Here is a 19572-nt window from a genome sequence, read left to right as displayed (position 1 = left end):
GCAGCCTCGTCATCGCACGCGCTCCACCGTCAGCGCCATGCCGCCCGGCGCCTGCGCCTGCACGCGGCGGTCGTACATCGACTCGCCGTACGCGGGCGGCGCAATGAAGCGGCCCGCGTTGCTCGCCTTGATCCGGTAGACGAATTCGCGCACGTCGGTCGTCGCGGTGCCGTAGATCACCACGCGATCCTCGCGCACGTCCGCGAACTGCGGCTGCCACGTCGAACCCGTCACGCCGATCGGCGAACGCCACGGCGCATCGGCCACCGGCGCCGGCGCGCCGCCGTTGCCGTCACCGTCCTGTGCGTCGGTCACGGGCGGCGGCGCGATCACCGGGTCGAAGCCGCCCGGCAGCAGGTCGACGATCGCGACGTTGCCGACGTTCGCCGAGCCCGTCGCGCGGATCTTCAGGTGCACGTCGATCTCCTGGCCGAGCGTGATCTTGTCGAGCGGCTTGCCGTTCGTATCGGTGTAGTCGCGCACGATCTCCAGCCCGTTCCTGATCGCCTTCGTCGACGTGCCGCGGTCGTAGCCCGACTGGCTCGCGACCCACCACGCGGGCAACGCGCTGCCGTTCACGAAGTCGACGCGCGACGCGCCGGCCGCCCACGTGCCCGAGCGCACGAGGTTCGCGTGGATCGACGACACGTCCTTCGCGCCGGCACCCGCACGCACCTCGTCGATCGCGAGCTGGTCGAGCTGGCCCGCGTTCGACGCCGCATACGCGTCGAGCGCGAGGATCGTCATCGCCGACGACAGCGTGTTGTAGCGGTTGTCGACGAGCGGCGCGGCGAGGTTGTCCATCGCGCGCGGCGACAGCTTGCTCACGCGTTCCGGGAAGTGCTTGGCGAGCAGGTACAGCACGCTCGCGTCGCGCGTCAGCGGGTCGATGTAGTAGCCCGTCACGTCATCGCCGTCGGACGCGCGCTTGCGTTCGAGCAACGCCTGCGGGCCCGCGATCAGCGCGGCGGCCTCCTTGTCCTGCTTCAGCAGCTGATACGACGCGGCGAGCCATGCAGCCGCGAGATCGCTCTTCCAGTCTTTCGGATACGCATCCTGCAGCCGCTTCTGCACGGCCGCGAGACTGTTGGTCGTCACGTTGCCCTGGCGCGTCAGCAGGTACACCGCGTACGCGCGCTGCCGCAGCAGGTCCAGCGAGCCGAGCGAGTCGTTCGCGGCGAGCTTCTGCAGATACGCATCGCCTGCATCGAGCATGTCCTTCGGCACTGCGACGCCACGATCGCGCGCGTCGAGCAGCACGTGCATCGAATACGCGGACACGAACGGATCGGCATCGGGCGTCGCGCTCCACAGCCCGAACCCGCCCTGCGCGTTCTGCCGGCTGCGCAGCACGCCGAGGAACTGCGCGATCGCGCTCGCGTTCGTCGCATCGGCGCCGGCTTCGGGCGCATGCATCGCGCTCGTCAGCGCGCGCACCGACAGCCACTTCGCCGCGAACACGCGCGGCACGACCGCGCTCACCATCTGCTCGCTGCAATAGTGGTCGAAGTTGACGAGATACGACGACAGCCCCTCGGACAGCACGAGCGGCGCGGTCGAGATGCTCGCGTCGCGCGACGCGTACGCGTCGTACATCGACCGCAGGTTCGGCACGCTGGCCTTCTTGCCCGGATCGACGCGCGCGATGTCGAGCTGCGTGCGGAACGCGGCGGCCGGCCGCACCGACACGTCGACGCGCTGCTGCGCGCCCTTCGCGCCGTAGCGCGCGCCGAACGACAGCGCGCCCGAGCCGAGCGTATCGGTCGCCTTCACGCGGAACAGCGCGACGCCTTCATGCTGCGGCGCGAGCGCGACGTTCTGCGTCGCCGGCCCGATCACCTGCAGCTGCGGGCCGGTCTTCAGCGTGACCGCGACCGGCACCGGCTGGTTGCCGACGCCCGTCAGGTTGTTCGCGACGCCGACGCTGACGTCGGCCTCGTCGCCCGGCGCGAGCGTCGTCGGCACGTTCGGCGACAGCACGAAATCGCCGCGCACCGTCGTCGCGCCTTCGAACGTGCCGACCAGGTCCGGCGACACCGACACGGCCATCACGCGCAGTTTCCCGTTGAAGTAGTCGGGCACCGTGTAGCTCAGGCGCGTGTCGCCGTTCACGTCGACGATCCCCGACCAGTAGACGACCGGCTTGTCGCGCTTGCGCTTGAACGGATTCAGCTGGCGGCCGATCGCGTCGTCGGCGTCGCCGCCGGGCGCGGCCATCGCCATCAGCTTCTCGAAGTCCGGCAGGATCAGGTCGAGGATCTGCGACGTGCCGACTTCGAGCATCCGCTTGCGGAAGAAGAACTTCAGCGGATCGCCGAGCTTGTAGCGCGCGACCTGCAGGATGCCCTCATCGACCGCGAACACGACGACCTTCGCGGGCTTCGCCGAATGCACGGTGAAGTTGACGGTGTCGCCCGGCTTCACGAGCGCCGGCGCATCGACGCTCACCGCGTTGCGGCGCGCATCGAGGTTCACCGAGAACGGCACGACGCCGTAGCTCAGCGGGCTCATGAAGATCTCGTCCGACGACGGATCGCGGATGTACTGCACGTTGATGTAGCCGTTGCCTTCGAAACCGGCCGGCACCGTGATGTGCTGGATCGAGCTCGTCGTATCGGCATGGAACCATGCGTGCGCATACACCTTGTCGCGCTCGATCGTGATCAGGCCGCTGCCCGCGTAAGGCGCGCGGATCGCGATTTCCACCTGCTCGCCCGGCTTGAAGTCGTGCTTCGCAAGGCTCACCTGCAGCTCGGCGTTGCGGTCGAGCGAGCGCGTGACGTTCGCGGCGCCCGTGACCGAATACTCGATCCGGTTCACCGCGGTGCCGTCCGCGCGGCGGATCACGAGCGCGTAGCTGCCCGGCTTGTCGGTGCGCAGCGCGAAGTCGAGCCCGGCCGCCGGAATCGACAGCGGCTTCTCGTCGACCGGCACTTCCTTCAGCCGCGAATCGTATTTGTACGCGCCGGAGTCCTGCTTGGTCAGCACCGACACATAGCGTTCCTCGACGAGCTGCGCGCGCAGGTCCTTCACGTCGATCGCCTTCGCGCCCGGGTCGATCGCGACGAGCCGCACCGTGCGCGGGCTGGCGCGCTTCACGTAGCCGAGGTCGTCGACCGACTTGTAGCCGACCAGCCAGTCGTTGTTCGACACGAGCGTCTGCGCGTTCGCGGCGACGTTGCGACCGCCTTCCGCTTCGTACGCCTTCGCCTGGAAGTACAGCTGGTAGGTCGCGTCCGCGTACTTGTCGAGATCGAGGTCGAATTCGGCGTGGCCCTTGTCGTCGGTCGTGCCGTCCTGCAGCGTCGTCGTGTAGCCCTCCTTCGCGCGCCGGGCATCGAAGAAGTGATAACCCTGCCAGCTGCGGAACGACGGCCACACGGGACGCAGCGTCAGCGTCGCCGCGACGCGGCGTTTCTCGGCCGGCGTGCCGAACAGGTTCTGCGCATCGACGATGCCCTTCAGCCCCTTCGGCTTCACCCACCCTTCGACGACCTGCTGCGACAGCTTCGCGTCGACCTTCATCCGGTCGGGCAGGAACTCCTTCACCTGCACGGTCGTGCTGCCGATCGGCTCGGCGCCCGGCTGGCCGTCCTTCACGATATACAGGTTGACCGTCCACGTGCCGGTCGGCGCCGTTTCGGCCGTCGTATAGGAGAGCTCGGTGAAGCCCGTCGCGTCGACAGTCACCGGCTTGCGCTCGACGGTGATGCCGCGCGGGTCGACGATCTCCGCCTGCAGCGGCACGCCGGCCGGGCTGCGCGCCCAGCTGGCCGCGCGCACGATCAGGCCGATATGGAACGGATCGCCCGGCCGGTACAGGCCGCGATCCGAGAACAGATACGCGGACAGCTGCCCCTGGCCCGTCGCATTGCGCTCGCCGTCGACGTCGAAGCGCGAGAAGTCGAGCTGGCGGTCGCGGCCGGCCACCGGCAGGAACGACAGGTCGGTGTCCTTCTTCACGACGTACAGCTGCGGACGCTTCTCGCGGTCGAGCCCCTTGAACGCGGGGAAATGCACGACGCCGTCGGCGCTGGTCGTCTGCGTGAACAGCGCCTGGCCGTTCACCGCGAGCACCGACACCGTTGCGCCCGCAACCGGCTTGCCGGTGCGAATCGACTGGATGAACACGTCCTGACTGCCATCCAGTGCCTTCTTGACCAGCATCCCGAGATCGGTCACGACGATCAGGCGCGTGTCGCCGAGTGCGTTGTCGCTGTCGTCGCCGTTGTCGCTGCTGTCGCTCGAATCGGCGTTGTCGGACGAATCCTGGCTGCCGTCGCCGGACGATGCATCGCCATCCTTCGCATCGTCGGCTTTCTTCTTCTCGGCCGCCGGATCGTACTTCGACAGGTGCAGCAGGAACACGCCGCGCTTGCCGCCCTTCAGGTACTGGCCGAGATCGATGCCTTCGTAATGCGCACGGCCGGGCTCGCCGGCCGGGAACGCGCGCGTCTGCACGAAGCGCTCGACGATGTGGTCCTCGCTGAACGAATAGGACAGCTCGGGTCGCGCGTACGTGCCGTTGTTGAAGCTCACGAGATGCTGGATCTGGTCGGGCAGCACGCGGCCGATCTCGACCTTCATCCCCGGCAGGTTGCGCGACACGACCGACAGCCGCTTGCTGCCGCTCATCGACAGCAGCGAGCCATCGGCCATGAAGCGCAGCAGCTTCGGATAGTCGGGCACCGTGAATGCGCTCGTCACGGGCTTGCCGAGCAGGTAGCCACCGGCCGATTTCAGGTCGCCCTCGAACCGGACGACGACGCGGTCGCCCGGCGTCGCGTGGTACTTGAAACTCTGCAGCGTCGCGAAATCGTTCTCGGTGGGCACCGCTTCGAGCGGCAGCGGCTTCGACTGCTTCAGCACCGCATCGCTGATGTCGGCCACGTTCCATTCGTACGGCGGGTCGTCGTCCGACTGGTCGACACCGAGCTTGCGCTTCGGCAGCACCCACGCCTTCGCGCGTGCGGCGAGATCGGCACTACGCACGCCGTCGGACGTTTCGGCGACGAGCACCTGCTCGGGTTCGTAGCGCTCGTTGTCGACGAGCGTTGGCGCGACGTTGCCGATCGACAAACTGTAGAGCCCCGGCACGCCGACCGATGCATGCAGCACGTCCGGCGTGCCGTTGCCGCCGCGCGCGCTCTTCACGCCCTTGTCGACGTCGAGCCGCACCGACAGCGGAGCGCGTGGGATCTCGAGCGGCTGCGAGTAGACCCACGCGCTCGTCTTCATCTTGTCGTAGTTGACCGTGTAGCGCAGCGGCGACGTGGCCTTGCCGTCACGGCCGACCAGCACGAGGCCGATGCGCTTCTCGAATTCGGCCGGGTCGACCGGGTAGTTGAAACGCAACTGCAGCAGCGCCTGCTTCTCCGTTGGATTGTCGGGGTTCTGGTAGAACTCGTTGTTGCCGAACATTGCGGCGAACGCCGGCAGGTCGAACGCGAAACGATCGTCGTGCATCGTCACCTGCGGCGCGAACACGCGATGCACGGCGAAGCGCACCTCGAAGTGCGCGCCGACCGGCCAGTCGGCTGCCGGCGTGAAACGCAGCGTCTTGTCGTCGGCCCACTCCCACGCACCCTTCAGCGCGGGCGTCATCTCGATGCCGTCGCCGGCCGGCTTGCCGACCTGCTCGATCGGCGCGGCAGATTGCGAGAACGCCACTTCCAGCGGATGCACGGTGATCTTCGGCTTGTCGGCATCGTCGACCTCGTAGGTCGTGATCGCCGGCACCTTCACGGTGAAGCCGACGGTTTCGGGCTCGGGCGGCTTCGGGCGATGTTTGAACCAGTAGCCGCCGTAACCGAGCGCGGCCGCGAGCAGCACGAGGCCGCCGGCATGCCACGGGCGGCGGCGCACGGCCGCGGCGGTGACGCCCATCCATGCGGGCGCCGTCCACGACACGTCGCCGACCAGCGGCCGCAACGCACAGCCGAGCAGCCACCAGACGAAGCCCGCCACGCGAATCGGCAGGAGCAGCAGGAGCAGCAGGAAGCGCAGCAAATCCATTTTGTTATTTCCTTGTCAAGGACATGCTGCCCCAGCGGCAACCTTCCCCGAATCGTTATGGGTCTGTGACGGCGCGGCCCGGTTGCGCCGTGAATACTTGGTATGTTCGACCGGATGCTGGGCGCCATTATCGATCAGACCCGAAACGATGGAAACAGCGGTGTGCCGGCGCGCAACGCCGGCCGACGACCGGCCGGTCGGGCGAATTTCCACGGGTTCCCGGGTCCACCGCCCGATCTCTGCACATGGCGGCGCCGCGTTCGCTAGAATGCCCGGCTCGGCAGGATCGAATCGAATTGACGTCCCCCTCTCCCTAAAGGGAGAGGATTCCCACACCTGGCGATGCACGTCCGCATCGGAGAATGTTCAGCGCAGCGTTGGTATCTCGATCATGCTCGACACCACAGTCACTGCAGGCCCACTCTCTTATTCTCAGTCCCGCAATACCTTTCGGCCGCGCCGTGCTGTCTTGCGACCCGCACGCCGAACAGGACTGGGTAGAACCGCTTTCGTCGACTTCCTCGAACGTGGCCCCGTGCGCCATCGCCTTGTAACGGAGCTTGTTTCGGAAGGACGACCAGGATGCGTCGTAGACGCTCTTCGCCATCCTGGTTCTGGCGAGTTTTGCGGCCGACACGTTGCCAACCGCGATGTAATCGAAGCGCCGCACCAGATCGAGCGCGAGCTTGTGCTGGAAATCGGCACGGGCATTCGCGACCTTGGCATGCAGCTTCGCGATATGCCGCTTGTGCTTTCGCGCCCGTTGCGCTTTCGCCAGCTTCTCGGCCGCTCGTCGACCGAACTGGTCATTGGGCAGCTTCTCTCCGGTCGAAAGTGTGGCGAAGTCTTTCAGGCCGAGATCGATGCCCACACCGGAACGAACCGGGCGGGCCTGCACATCGGGCATCTCGATCACGATATTGAGAAACCAGTTGCCGCGTGCATCCTGCGCAAAGTTGGTCCCGTCCTTGATCTTGCCTTCGGGAAGCGGTCGGCTGTTGAACACGCGAAAGGTGTTGCCGGCGAAACGGAACGCATCGCCTTCGCGCTTCAGGTCGCGGCCCTTCAGCGGCACCCAGCCCAGCGATTTCCTGCCGCGATAGCGCAGGTAGGGCCGACGGTGCTGACTGCGCGACTTCGCATATTGCTCGCACGTCGCGTTAATCGTGCCGGAGTGGATGTCGAGTTCCTTGCTGCTACCGGTCGTCAGCACGTTCAGGTCGAAACCCGTCGGCCACTTCTTGCTCCACTTGAGCGCATGCTTCTGCGTGTCGTTGCAGAAGTTCCAGACGTAGTTTACCGCGCGGCTCTGCTTGTTAAGCAGTCCGTTGAGCGACTTCACGCGGTAGCGATAGACAAGGATCATGCCGGCCATTTTAACGGTGGAATGCCGCTGGCAAACAGCAGCGCTCCTTTCCTCCCCGCCCTGAAGGACGGGGAGGAAAGGAGCAACTGATGAAAGGAAACCGCTTGAAACTCCCGTTCGAATGGCAGATCGGGCTGCGCTACGCGCGCGGCGGCCGGCGCTCGGCCGGCGACGGCTTCGTGTCGTTCATCGCCGGCGCCGCGATGGCCGGCATCGCGCTCGGCGTGGCCGCGCTGATCGTCGTGCTGTCGGTGATGAACGGCTTTCGCACCGAGGTGCGCGACCGGATGCTGTCGGTGCTCGCGCACGTGGAAATCTTCTCGCCGTCCGGCGCGATGCCCGACTGGCGGCTGACCGCGCACGAATCGTTACAGAATGCGGCGGTGCGTGCCGTGGCACCCTATGTCGACGCACAGGCGCTGCTGACGAACGCGGGCAACGTGACGGGCGTCGCACTGCGCGGCATCGATCCCGTGCTCGAGCCGCGCGTGTCCGAGATCGCGCGCAAGCTGAAGACCGGCCGCCTCGACGCGCTGGTACCGGGCGAGATGGGCATCGTGCTCGGCGCCGCGCTTGCGGACGCGCTGCACGTGAAGATCGGCGACCGCATCACGTTTTTCGCACCCGGCAACACCGCGCGCCTGGGCGACGCGCTGCCGCGGTTCCGCCAGTTCAACGTGGTCGGCACGTTTGAGTCGGGCCACTACCAGTACGACAGCGCGCTCGCGTACGTCCACATCCGCGATGCGCAGAAGCTGTCCAACGTGCCCGCGCCGACCGGCATCCGGCTGCGCCTCGACGACCTGCAGCACGCGCCGGAGATCGCGCTGGCGCTGTCGCGCACGCTGTCCGGCAATCTGTACATCCGCGACTGGACGCGGCAGAACCGCACGTGGTTCGAAGCCGAGCGGCTGCAGAAACGGATGCTGTCGCTGATCCTGATGCTGATCGTCGCGGTCGCCGCGTTCAACCTCGTGTCGTCGCTCGTGATGACGGTCACGCAGAAGCAGGGCGACATCGCGATCCTGCGCACGCTCGGCGCGCCGCCGCGGTCGATCATGAAGATCTTCGCGATCCAGGGGATGACGATCGGCCTCGCCGGCACGCTTGCGGGCGTCGCCTTCGGCTGCGCGATCGCGGTGAGCATCCCGTGGGTGCTGCCAGCGATCGAGCAGTTGCTCGGCATCCGCTTCCTGACGCCGTCCGTGTACTTCCTCAGCTCGCTGCCGTCGAAGCTCGCGGCGGCCGACGTGATCGAGATCGCCGCGGCCGCATTCCTGATGTCGTGCGTCGCGACGCTATACCCGAGCTGGCGGGCCGCCCGAGTGCGGCCGGCCGACGCGTTGCGCGACGAATAGGCCGCGCGTCACGCGGTCTCGTGGAAACCGACGCTGCTGCCGCCGTCCGGCGTGTAGTCGGCGAGCACGTCGAGGCCGACGTCGACGAGTTCGGCACGCATGCCGGCCGTCCTGTGGCCCGACCGGTCTACCAGGATCGCCGTGCCCGACGACAACTGGCGCGCGGTATTCAGCAACGCAAGCGTGCCGCGCGCGGTGCCGGCCGCTTGCCCGACCGTCAGCGGCGTGCCGTCCTGCGCGACGAGGTGTTCGCCGGACGCCAGCGGCTGGTTGCGCGCGACGGACGCATTGAGCAGGCTCATGAAATGAAAACGCGCATCGGCGTTCCGGCCGGCCGCCGCGCGGTCGCTGTCGGTGAACGTGTCGCCGCGCACGGCCGCGCCCTGCGCGGCAAGGTCGACCGCCTGCTCGTGGAACGCGTTCGTCGCGCGCACGAGGCCGGCGTTCGCGTTCAGCGTCGACTCGAGCCACGCGCGATCGGTTTCCGACAGGCTCGTCGATTCGACCTTGATCTGGCCGTTGTCGGTCGTGAAGTCGAATTGCGCATCGGCCAGATCCGGGCGCTTCGCGATGATGTCCTGCATGCTCGCCGCGAGCGGGTCAGTCACGCCGCGCAGCTTCATCGTCAGGTCGCCGACCATCGACAACTGTTTCGTCAGCGCCGCCTGCAGCGCTTCCGGATCCACCGCCCGGACGGTGAGCGGCTGGCCTGGCGGGTTACCGGCCGCCGCCGTATCCGTCTCCTGGCGCCCGTCGAGCGCCGCCTGCGCCATCTGCGCGAGCGACAAGCCGCCCGCCGCCGTGACCGAAATCGTCATTGCCCTCTCTCCTTTCAGACTGTTTTTCCCTGTTTACGGATGGATTCCACATAAGTTGAGACGGCATGTCGCCCGCGAGTCGAAACTTTGTTTGATTAAAGCTAAAAAAGTTTGACACGAAGATTTCACTGGGATAACTTTTGCGCAAGCTTCCGGAAAGCAATCCGGCCAGCCGTGCCGACTCGCGTCGCGCCTTCCTGCCGTTGCAGCACCGCCGTTCGCAACATTCCCGCCTCATCGCATCGTGCCGTTCCGTTTCATCCGAAACCTGAAGGAAGCTCGGGCATGCCCGCATTTGATTCGCACTCCTTCATTCATTCCGCGCCGCCGATGCGCTGACGCTTTCCGTTCGGGGCGAGACGCCCGTGCGTCCCGCCCGCCGCTTTTGATGGTGCAGTTCCGCTTCATCCGACGCAGTACCCGGCCAGGCCGCAGGGGGCGTATCGCGAGCCGTGCCGGTTCCAGACAATCACAAGAGACGAGGTCGATTCAATGAACATTCATCGAACCGGATTCCGGCGCGCGTGGCTTCCCGCGCTCGTGGCCGCCACGACGCTCGCCGCGTGCGGCGGCGACGACGGCGGCAGCGTGGCGGGTGTATCCGCACTCGCGCAGGGCCAGCAGGAGGGGGCCGCCGCAGCGGCCGATTCACAGTCGCTCGCGTCGCACGTGTCGCCGTCCGGCGTCCCGTACGCGAATCCGGCCAGCAACGGGCGCTACAAGCCGGTGATCAGCAACGGCCAGGTGCAGCCGTCGCTGTCGGGCGGCACGATCGAGGAGAACGCGTGGGTCGACACGCCGGTCGATTCCGACGGCGACGGCACGCGCGACCGCATCCACGTGCGCATCGTGCGGCCGTCCGAAACGGCGAACGGCGCGCGCACGCCCGTCATCGTGCTCGCGAGCCCGTATTACGCCGGGCTCGCCGACAGCCCCAATCACGACGTCGACGTCGAACTCGACGGCACGCCGCATCCGGCCGCGGCCGCTGGCGCGCCGGCATCGGCGTCCACGCGTATCCTGGCCGCCGCGCCGCAGTCGCGGATGCTGCAGCAGGTCGAGGCGGCCGCCGCCGGCCGCTCGTGGATCGAAGGCTACTTCGTGCCGCGCGGCTTCACGATCGTCTATGCGGATTCACTCGGCACCGCCGGCTCGGACGGCTGCCCGACGATCCTGACACGCGACGAATCGGTCGCGATGGCGTCGGTGATCCGCTGGCTCGGCCGCGACGCGACCGCGAAGGACGCGAACGGCAAGACGGTCGTCGCGAACTGGTCGACCGGCCACGTCGGCATGTACGGCGTGTCGTACGACGGCACGCTGCCGAAGATGGTCGCGAGCCTGCGCACGCGCGGGCTCGACGCGATCGTGCCGATCGCCGGGCTGTCGAACATGTACGGCTACTACCGCTCGGGCGGCCTCGTGCGCGCGCCGGAAGGCTATCAGGGCGAGGATGTCGACGTATACATCAAGGCGCTGCTGACGAACGCGCATCCGGAGCGCTGCACGCACCTGATCGACGAGGCGCTGCAGCAGGAAGACCGCAAGACCGGCGACTATTCGCCGTTCTGGGCCGCGCGCGACATCCCGACGGGATTCGCGGTCGCACCGGCGCTCGTCGCGCAGGGGCTGACCGACGACAACGTGCGCGTCGACCAGTCGACGTCGTGGTATCTCGCGATGCGGCGCCAGGGCGTGCCGACGCAGCTGTGGCTGCATCGCCTGAAGCACACCGATCCGACCCGCGTGCCGGGGATGGCCGACGCATGGACGGCCGAGGTGAACCGCTGGTTCACGCGCTACCTGATCGGCTATCAAAACGACGTCGAACGCGATCCGCGCGCGGTGATCGCGCAGGCGGACGGCACGCTGCTGAAGGAAGCCGACTGGGCCGCACGCCGTGCGACGCCGGTCACGTACTTCGCGGGCGGCGACGGCGCCAGCACCGGCACGCTGCTGCGGCTGCCAAGCGGCGGCCCGCTCACGCGCTTCACCGACGATGCGCGCATTCCCGCGCTCACGCTGGCGAACACGCCGACCGGCGAAAACCGCAGCCGCTTCGAAACCGCGCCGCTGACGGCCGCGGCTCGCCTGTCCGGCGCCGCAACCGCACGCGTCAGGCTGACCTTCACCGGCGTCGCCAACGTCACGGCGCTGCTGGTCGATCGCGCACCGGACGGCACGGCCACGATCGTCACGCGCGCCTGGACCGACCCGCGCAACCGGCTTTCCGAGTGGCTGTCGGAGCCGGTGCTGCCCGGCCTGCCGTACGACCTGAAGCTGACGTTCATGCCGCGCGACTACAAGCTGGAAGCCGGCCACCGGCTCGGGCTCGTCGTCCTCTCCAGCGATTACGAGGCGACGCTGCGGCCGACGCCCGGCACGGGCCTGACGCTCGATCCGGCCGGCACGTCGGTGACGGTGCCGCTGGCGGCCTCCTGACCGGCGGCGGTGCGCGGCACCGCCTTGAAACGATCCGGGATGCCGGCACACCCGCATCCCGGATTGCTTCGATCGTCCGGTTCGATTTTCTGTTTCCACAAAAAGCCACCCACCGGAATAATCATTCCGCACTTTATGAATCAAGCGACTCATTGAATCAAAAAACGAAACAAATTCGGTCGCTTGACATCGAATCCCGATCAACTAGATTTAAAAATCGATAATCCCGACATTTGTAACTGGTCGCCCCGGGGGATTCCCTCCGCCTGCATACTGCTTACCGTTTCGAGCCCGACCCGCGATTGCCGGAGTCGCGGCCCATGGCGATCGTTTGTTCTTTTTTAATGGGGTGCCGCTGATTTCCCGTCTCGAGCGAAGAAAGGGGATGCCGTCAGTTTCGATCATGCAACCGCAATTCAGCAACAACCGCGCTCGCCGGCCAAGGAAGTCCCGCTACCCCGTGCATGACGTCGTACGCCCGCCTCGGAGAATGGCAATGAACAATATTGGCACTGATGCCGCCGTCGGATCGGGATCGCCATTGAATAGCCGGGCCGGCAAGCCATTCGCGTCGATTCGAGGCCGGGAACGAAACGACTACGAGTCGCGGGTCGCACAGGCTTACCAGGACGATCCGGAAAGCTGGCGCAACGTGATCGGCGATCGCCTTTGGTTCCAGTTCGGTGTCTATGACCATACTCGATCGCAGGAGCCGATCGACCTCGACGAATCCGGCCGCAGATATTTCGAGCTGCAACTCAAGCTCGCCGGCCTGGATACGCCCGGCCGCCAACCAGTCGACCGGATACTCGATATCGGGTGCGGCTGGGGAACGGTACTGCGGGATCTGTCCGAGCGGTTTCCCGATTGCCATCGCCTGGACGGCATCAACATCAGCGATCGCCAGCTCGAATACTGTGCCGAAGTCAATGCCGCGCGAGCATTATCCGACAGGATCAATCTTTTCCGGTGCAATGCGCTGGATCTCGATTTGCTGCCGGACTTCGCGCAACCCTACGACCTTGCGATCATGCGCGGGGTGATTTCCCACTTTCCCTACGATCTTTTCGAAATCGTGATGGCCAAATTGCGGCAACGGCTGTCCGCGAATGGAACGGTCATCATTTCGGATAACTTGTATAACGTCGACCTCCAGGAATACCGGTCCGATACGCCCGATCATGTCGACAGGCTGGCATGCAAGTATCGCAAGACGCCGGCGTACCTGCGCCAGGTATTCGAGCAGAGCAGCTTCCGCGTCCATGACGTGAGAATCCTGCCGGAGCGGATGGACGCGACACGATGGCTGCTGAGCGTGCAGGACAACATCGAGCGTCATTTCCCGGGTGGCGTCGTCGGCGCGCTGGAAGAACTCCGCGTGATGTGCGAAAGCCTGGCCGTCGCAATCGTGAAGCGCCAGGTTTCGATCTACAGCTTCGTGCTCAAGCGCGATCGATGAAGGTCGCCCTTTCCGGCCGCCAGACCTCAAGCCCGAGAATCCGCCATGAAAGAGATTCCCAACTTCGTTCGCAATCTCCCCGGCCTGCCGAAGCCCGGGGAAAAAATATTCCATCCGGACTTCCATCTGCAGTTGAAGCCCATGTGGCATCCGCACCACGACGAGGCGGAACGCCGAATCGCGCTCACGGACAGCCCGTACATCCTCGCGTACTACGGCAGCCAGAAGGCTGTGGAACATTATCTGGCGCAAAGCATGCCGTCATTCGGCGGCCTGTGCTATCCGCACACCCGGAACGACAGGATCTACGATCTGGAACGGATGATGAGCATCACCACGCTGATCGACGACACCATCACCAACCCCGACATGCTGGACCAGGCGCAAAGGCGCTCGACCTTGCGACAGTATTACTTCGACGCGATCGCCGGTGTCCGCCCGCCGGACAGTGCCCCCATCGCGCAGTTGCTGTACGAGGGACTGCTGCCCGTCAAGGAACAGCTGGCGTCGAGGCCCCGCGTCTGGAAACGACTGGAAGAGTCGCTTCGCACCTTGATCGTCAGGCAGACGGATCCCTTGGCATTGAAGATGGACGAGCTCACGTTCGACGCCTATCTGGAGATGCGGCGCATCGACAATTACGGGGAATGGGCGGCAATCATGACGGAATACGCGATCGACGTCGACATGACCGACCACCTCGTCGCCGACCGGTCGCTAGCGGAAATGAGAACGGCCGCCATCGATTCGATTACGCTGGTCAACGACCCGTATTCATTCCGGAAGGAGATTCATATCGCCGATTCGGTCAATTCCGTCTGGCTGCTGATGTACCGCGACGGCCTGAAACTCCAGGACGCGTTGAACAAGCTGGCAACGCTGGTTGCCGAGAACGAGCGCAATCTGATTGCCGCCCGCGACCGGGTCCTCGCCGGCCCGCTCGGAGAAAACGCGGATGTGCGTGCGTACGTGACGGAACTGGAGCATCTGGCGTCCGGCAATGCCGAATTTCACGCGATCAGCACGCGCTATCACGGCCGGGATTTCAAAGGAAAACGGTTCATTTCAGGCGAGGTGACCATTCGGCCGCTGCCATCCACCGATGAAGTGGCGGCCGCGGATCTGGCGAGCGGCCGCCCCGCGAGCTGATTCGGCCTCGTTTCGCGCCGGCACTCCCGACGCCACCTACACCGGCGTCAACACCGGCTGCCCCGCGAAATGCCGCGCTGCGTTGTCGAGAAACTGCTGCACCGACCGATCGAGCGCCTCGGGCGACCAGCCGCCCATGTGCGGCGTGAGCACGATGTTGTCGAAATCCGTCAGCGCGCGCGGCGGCTCGGGCTCGCCTTCGTACACATCGAGCCCCGCCCCCGCGATACGCCGTTCGCGCAGCGCGTCTGCCAAAGCAGCGGTATCGACAACGCTGCCGCGCGATACGTTGACGAGAAAGCCGCCGGGGCCGAGCGCATCGAGCACGGTGCGATCGATCAGGTGACGCGTGCCCGCGCCGCCCGGCGTCGCGACGATCAGGAAATCGGCCCACTGCGCGAGCGCGTCGACCCGGTCGAAATAGCGGTACGGCACGGGCTTCTCCGAGCGGTTGTGATAACCGATCTCGATGTCGAAGCCGGCCGCGCGACGCGCGCACTTCTCGCCGATCTTGCCGAGCCCGACGATGCCGAGCTTCTTGCCCGATACGTTCGGCGGCATCGACAGTCCGTCGCGCCACACGCCCGCGCGGGTTTTCGCATCGAGCTGCACGACGTTGCGCACCGCCGCGAGCAGCAACGCGAACGCGTGATCGGCGACGCAATCGTCGTTGGTGCCGGCGCCCGTGACGACCGTGACGCCGCGCGCCTTCGCATGCGCGACGTCGATATGCTCGTAGCCGGCGCCGAGCGCGCTGACGAACGTGAGTTGCGGCAGCCGGTCGATCTCGGCGGCGGTGAGCCCCGTGCTGCCGTTGGTCAGCACCGCGCGAATCGTGCTGCCGTGTTCGGCAATCGCGCGTGCACGTTCGTCGGGCGTCGGGGCATGGCGCACGTCGAAAGACGCGGCGATCTCGCGCTGCGCGTCGCCGCGCAATGCGATGAGGACCAGCAACTCGGGCTTCATGTCAGCAAGTGTCCACAGGCAGGAACGAATTTCAGTGTAACAAGCGCGCGTGACGGATGCGGGTTATCCCCACACCGGCTGTGGGCACGCCGCCGCACGCGGTTTGCCAAAGCCGGCTCAGTCAAGTAACTTTCGGCGTACGCCCCCGTCCTGGAGATTGGCCCCGATGAAGCTCGCCCTGCCCGCCCGGATCCTGGGCCTCGCGTTCGCCGCCGCCCTCGTCGCGCCCGGCGCGCACGCCGACACACCTGTCGTGGTGTCGTCGAAGATCGACACCGAAGGCAACCTGCTCGGCAATCTCATCGCGCAGGTGCTGAAGGCCCACGGCATTCCGGTCACCGAAAAGATCGCGCTCGGCACGACACCGATCGTGCGCAAGGCGCTCACGAGCGGCGAGATCGACATCTACCCCGAATACACGGGCAACGCCGCGTTCTTCTTCAACAAGGCCGACGACCCCACGTGGAAGAACGCCGGACAAGGCTACGACACCGCGAAGAAGCTCGACTACGCGGCGAACCATCTCGTGTGGCTCGCGCCGGCGCCCGCGAACAACACCTGGGGCGTCGCACTGCTCGCCCCCGTCGCGCAGTCGCAGCACCTGAAGACCTTCTCCGATTTCGGCAAGTGGGTAACCGGCGGCGGCAAGGTGAAACTCGCGGCATCGGCCGAATTCGTGAACAGCGCGTCCGCGCTGCCGTCGTTCGAGAAGGCGTACGGCTTCAAGCTGAAACCCGAGCAGCTCGTCGTGCTGTCCGGCGGCGACACGGCCGCGACGATCAAGGCCGCCGCGAACCAGACCGACGGCGTAAACGCCGCGATGGTCTACGGCACCGACGGCGGCATCGCATCGAGCGGCCTCGCGGTGCTCGACGACGACAAGCACGTGCAGCCCGTCTACGCGCCGGCGCCGGTGATCCGCGAAGCCGTGCTGAAAGCGCATCCGCAGATCGCCGACTACCTGAAGCCGGTATTCGCGAGCCTCGACCTGAAGACGCTGCAGTCGCTGAACGCCCGCATCCAGATCAACGGCGAGCCGGCCGCCGGCGTCGCGAAAAGCTACCTGAAAGCGAAGGGCTTCGTGAAATGACGGCGCGCGCGGCGGCGTCCGCGCGGCGCGTCACGCTCGACAAGGTCGGCATCCTGATCGGGGTACTGACGATCGTCGCCGTTTTCGGCCTGCCGTTCGCGGTGCTGCGGCCGAACCGGATCGCGGCCGGCGCCGGGCTGTCGGTGTTCGCCGCGCTGCCGCCGATGCAGGGCGCCGCGCTCGCCGCACTGTGGACCGCCGGCGCGCTGTGGGTGATGACGGCGAGCCGTCCCGCGCGGCGGCTCGCGGCCGGCTGCGCGGGGCTCGCCACGCTCGCGTATGCGGTCGGCGCGGCCGCGACGCACATCGTCGCACCCGACGACATGCTCGCGCGCGTCTCCCCCGACGCAGGCGTCTGGCTGCTGCTGTTCGCGTGGTCCGTGCTCATCGCCGACGCGCTCGCACGACTCGCGTTCGGCCCGTGGCGGCGGCTCGTCGCGCTCGTCGTCGCGATAGCAGCGATTTCGGTGCCGCTCGCGAGCGGCTGGTGGGACAGCCTCTCCGTGATGCGCGAATACGCGGTGCGCAGCGACGATTTCTGGCGCGAGGCGATCCGCCACGTGTCGCTCGCGGGCGGCTCGGTCGCCGCCGCGCTCGTCGCGGGCTTGCCGCTCGGTATCGCCTGCGCACGCATCGCGGCGGTGCGGACCGTCGCCATGCCCGTGCTCAATGTCGTGCAGACGATCCCCAGCATCGCGATGTACGGGCTGATGATGGCGCCGCTCGGCCTGCTCGCCGCGCACGTGCCGCTCGCGGCCGCGCTCGGCATCCGCGGGATCGGCATCGCACCGGCCGTGCTCGCGCTGTTCCTGTATTCGCTGCTGCCGATCGCATCGAGCGTCGTGGTCGGGCTCGGGCAGGTGCCGCCGCATGTGACCGAAGCCGCGCGCGCGATGGGCATGACGCGTGCGCAGCGGCTGCTGCGCGTCGATCTCGTGCTCGCGCTGCCGGTGATCCTGAGCGGCCTGCGCATCGTGCTGGTGCAGAACATCGGCCTGACCGCGGTCGCCGCGCTGATCGGCGGCGGCGGGTTCGGCACCTTCATCTTCCAGGGGATCGGGCAATCGGCCGCCGATCTCGTGCTGCTCGGCGCGATCCCGACGATCGCGCTCGCACTGGCGGCCGCCGTCGTGTTCGAAGCCGCGACGTCGCTCGCGAAGGGACGTACCGCATGATCGAGATCGAACGGGCCGGCAAGCGCTTCGGCGACGTGGTCGCCGTCGACGACGTGTCGCTGACGATACAGCGCGGCACCATCACCGCACTCGTCGGCGCCTCGGGCAGCGGCAAGTCGACACTCTTGCGCATGATCAACCGGCTGATCGCGCCGACCAGCGGCACGATCCGCATCGACGGCGTCGATACGGCGACCGTCGCGCCCGAGCAGTTGCGGCGCGGCATCGGCTACGCGATCCAGGGGCACGGGCTGTTCCCGCACTGGAGCGTCGCGCGCAACATCGCGACCGTGCCGCGCCTGCTCGGCTGGGCCGCCGATCGCATCGACGCGCGCGTGAACGAACTGCTCGAACTGTTCCACCTCGCACCGGCCGAGTTCGCAGGCAAACTCCCGCACGAGCTGTCGGGCGGCCAGCAGCAGCGCGTCGGCGTGGCACGCGCCCTTGCGGCCGAACCGGCGATGCTGCTGATGGACGAGCCGTTCGGCGCGCTCGACCCGATCATTCGCGGCAAGGCGCAGGACGACCTGTTCGCGCTGCAGCGCCGCCTCGGCATCACGGTCGTGATCGTCACGCACGATATCGAGGAAGCGCTGAAGCTCGGCGACACGATCACGGTGATGGACGGCGGCAAGCTGCTGCAGGTCGCGACGCCGGCCGAGATTCTCGGCAAGCCGGCGGCCGGCGTCGTCGAGCAGCTCGTCGCGGGCGTCGACCGGCCGCTGCGCCTGCTCGCGCTGACGCCGATCGATACGGTGGCCGAACCCGGCCATGCCGACGGCGAACCGATCGCGGCGACGCGCACGCTGCGCGATGCAGTGTCCGAGCTGCTGTGGCGCGGTGTCGATTCGCTGCCCGTCGACGATACGGCCGACGGCAATCGCCACGCACACGGCCCCCGCCGCATCACGCTCGACGCGATCCGTGCGCACGCGAGGAAGCCTGCATGACGGCGCACGGCAGCGTACGGCCCACGCGTTCGGCACTTCCCGCGTACGTCGCGCGCGCGGCCGCGCTCGCGCTGCTGCTCGTGCTGCTGTTGCGCCCCGCGTGGCTGCAGGGCGTGTTCGCACCGTTCGCGGACAACGGCGCACCGGTCATCTACGATCGCGCGAGCCTGCTCGATCTCACGCTCGCGCATCTCGGCACGGTCGCGCTGTCGAGCCTGATCGGCACGATCGTCGCGGTCGCGGCCGGCATCGCGGTCACGCGGCCGTCCGGCGCGGATTTCCTGCCGCTCGCGCGCAGCGTCGTCGATATCGGTCAGACCTTCCCGCCCGTCGCCGTGCTCGCGCTCGCGGTGCCGGCCGTCGGCTTCGGCTTGAAGCCGGTGTTGATCGCGCTCGTTTTGTACGGGCTCCTGCCGGTTTTCGAAAGCACGATCGCGGGGCTCGAAGACGTGCCGCGCGACGTCGTCGATGCCGCACGTGGAATGGGGATGAGCGGCTGGCAGCAACTGGTGTCGGTCGAGCTGCCGCTCGCGTTCCCGGTGATCGTCAACGGGATCCGGCTCGCGGTCGTGATCAATCTCGGCACCGCGACGATCGGCTCGACGGTCGCCGCGCGCGGGCTCGGCGACGTGATCATCGCGGGCCTGCAGACGTCGAACACCGCGTTCGTGCTGCAAGGCGGCGTGATCGTCGGCTTGCTCGCGGTGCTCGTCAGCGACGCCATCGGCGCGCTTGCGCGGGCGGCGAGCGCGCGGCGCACCTAGCAGCCGCTGCGATATTTTTC

General features: G+C 67.0%; 12 protein-coding genes. 8 read left to right on the top strand and 4 right to left on the bottom strand.

What is annotated here, in order from left to right:
- Nucleotides 1–9 precede the first annotated feature (9 nt).
- On the bottom strand, nt 10–6015 hold the full coding sequence (locus tag AC5LXX_RS18835) for an alpha-2-macroglobulin family protein (RefSeq protein ID WP_493412642.1): 6006 nt from the start codon (nt 6013–6015) through the stop codon (nt 10–12).
- Between the two features lie 313 nt (nt 6016–6328).
- Complete coding sequence (locus tag AC5LXX_RS18830) at nt 6329–7381, bottom strand: RNA-guided endonuclease InsQ/TnpB family protein (RefSeq protein WP_493412641.1); 1053 nt, start codon at nt 7379–7381, stop codon at nt 6329–6331.
- An 89-nt stretch (nt 7382–7470) separates the two neighbouring features.
- On the opposite strand from AC5LXX_RS18830, the gene AC5LXX_RS18825 reads away from it, so the two are divergent.
- The gene (locus AC5LXX_RS18825; RefSeq protein WP_493412640.1) at nt 7471–8739 is read left to right on the top strand and encodes a lipoprotein-releasing ABC transporter permease subunit; all 1269 of its coding nucleotides are present in this window, start codon (nt 7471–7473) and stop codon (nt 8737–8739) included.
- A gap of 8 nt (nt 8740–8747) precedes the next feature.
- Here AC5LXX_RS18825 and AC5LXX_RS18820 read toward each other — a convergent pair whose 3' ends face one another.
- Nucleotides 8748–9557 (bottom strand): hypothetical protein, encoded by an 810-nt coding sequence (locus AC5LXX_RS18820; RefSeq protein WP_493412639.1) that lies wholly within the window; start codon nt 9555–9557, stop codon nt 8748–8750.
- A 492-nt stretch (nt 9558–10049) separates the two neighbouring features.
- Here AC5LXX_RS18820 and AC5LXX_RS18815 point away from each other — a divergent pair, with 492 nt between their 5' ends.
- The 3 genes from AC5LXX_RS18815 to AC5LXX_RS18805 all read left to right on the top strand — a co-directional run bounded on the left by AC5LXX_RS18815 (nt 10050) and on the right by AC5LXX_RS18805 (nt 14607).
- Nucleotides 10050–11999: a Xaa-Pro dipeptidyl-peptidase gene (locus tag AC5LXX_RS18815; RefSeq protein WP_493412638.1), complete on the top strand. Its 1950-nt coding sequence runs from the start codon at nt 10050–10052 to the stop codon at nt 11997–11999.
- A gap of 496 nt (nt 12000–12495) precedes the next feature.
- The gene (locus tag AC5LXX_RS18810) at nt 12496–13458 is read left to right on the top strand and encodes an SAM-dependent methyltransferase (RefSeq protein WP_493412637.1); all 963 of its coding nucleotides are present in this window, start codon (nt 12496–12498) and stop codon (nt 13456–13458) included.
- 45 nt (nt 13459–13503) lie between these two features.
- Nucleotides 13504–14607 (top strand): terpene synthase family protein, encoded by a 1104-nt coding sequence (locus tag AC5LXX_RS18805; RefSeq protein ID WP_493412636.1) that lies wholly within the window; start codon nt 13504–13506, stop codon nt 14605–14607.
- Nucleotides 14608–14643: 36 nt separating this feature from the next.
- Here AC5LXX_RS18805 and AC5LXX_RS18800 read toward each other — a convergent pair whose 3' ends face one another.
- Nucleotides 14644–15573, bottom strand: a complete 930-nt coding sequence (locus tag AC5LXX_RS18800) for a 2-hydroxyacid dehydrogenase (protein WP_493412635.1) — start codon at nt 15571–15573, stop codon at nt 14644–14646.
- A 166-nt stretch (nt 15574–15739) separates the two neighbouring features.
- Between AC5LXX_RS18800 and osmF the strand changes: the two genes are divergently transcribed.
- Genes osmF through AC5LXX_RS18780 form a run of 4 tightly spaced genes read left to right on the top strand, consistent with a single transcriptional unit; the run spans nt 15740 to nt 19552 of the window.
- Nucleotides 15740–16663, top strand: a complete 924-nt coding sequence (gene osmF, locus AC5LXX_RS18795; RefSeq protein ID WP_493412634.1) for a glycine betaine ABC transporter substrate-binding protein OsmF — start codon at nt 15740–15742, stop codon at nt 16661–16663.
- Nucleotides 16660–17838 carry an ABC transporter permease gene (locus AC5LXX_RS18790; RefSeq protein ID WP_493412633.1) on the top strand — a complete coding sequence of 393 codons (1179 nt, stop codon included), beginning with the start codon at nt 16660–16662 and terminating at the stop codon, nt 17836–17838. Before osmF ends, AC5LXX_RS18790 begins: the two co-directional genes overlap by 4 nt.
- Entirely contained in the window at nt 17835–18788 is a 954-nt protein-coding gene (locus AC5LXX_RS18785; RefSeq protein ID WP_493412632.1) for an ABC transporter ATP-binding protein, read from the top strand. Before AC5LXX_RS18790 ends, AC5LXX_RS18785 begins: the two co-directional genes overlap by 4 nt.
- Nucleotides 18785–19552, top strand: coding sequence for an ABC transporter permease (locus AC5LXX_RS18780; RefSeq protein WP_493412631.1), 768 nt, complete (start codon nt 18785–18787; stop codon nt 19550–19552). The genes AC5LXX_RS18785 and AC5LXX_RS18780 overlap by 4 nt, the downstream gene beginning before the upstream one ends.
- Nucleotides 19553–19572: the final 20 nt, after the last annotated feature.

Source organism: Burkholderia torrens (assembly GCF_984668525.1).
Note: the sequence above shows the minus strand (reverse complement) of the source record. Positions and strands in the feature narration are given on the sequence as shown.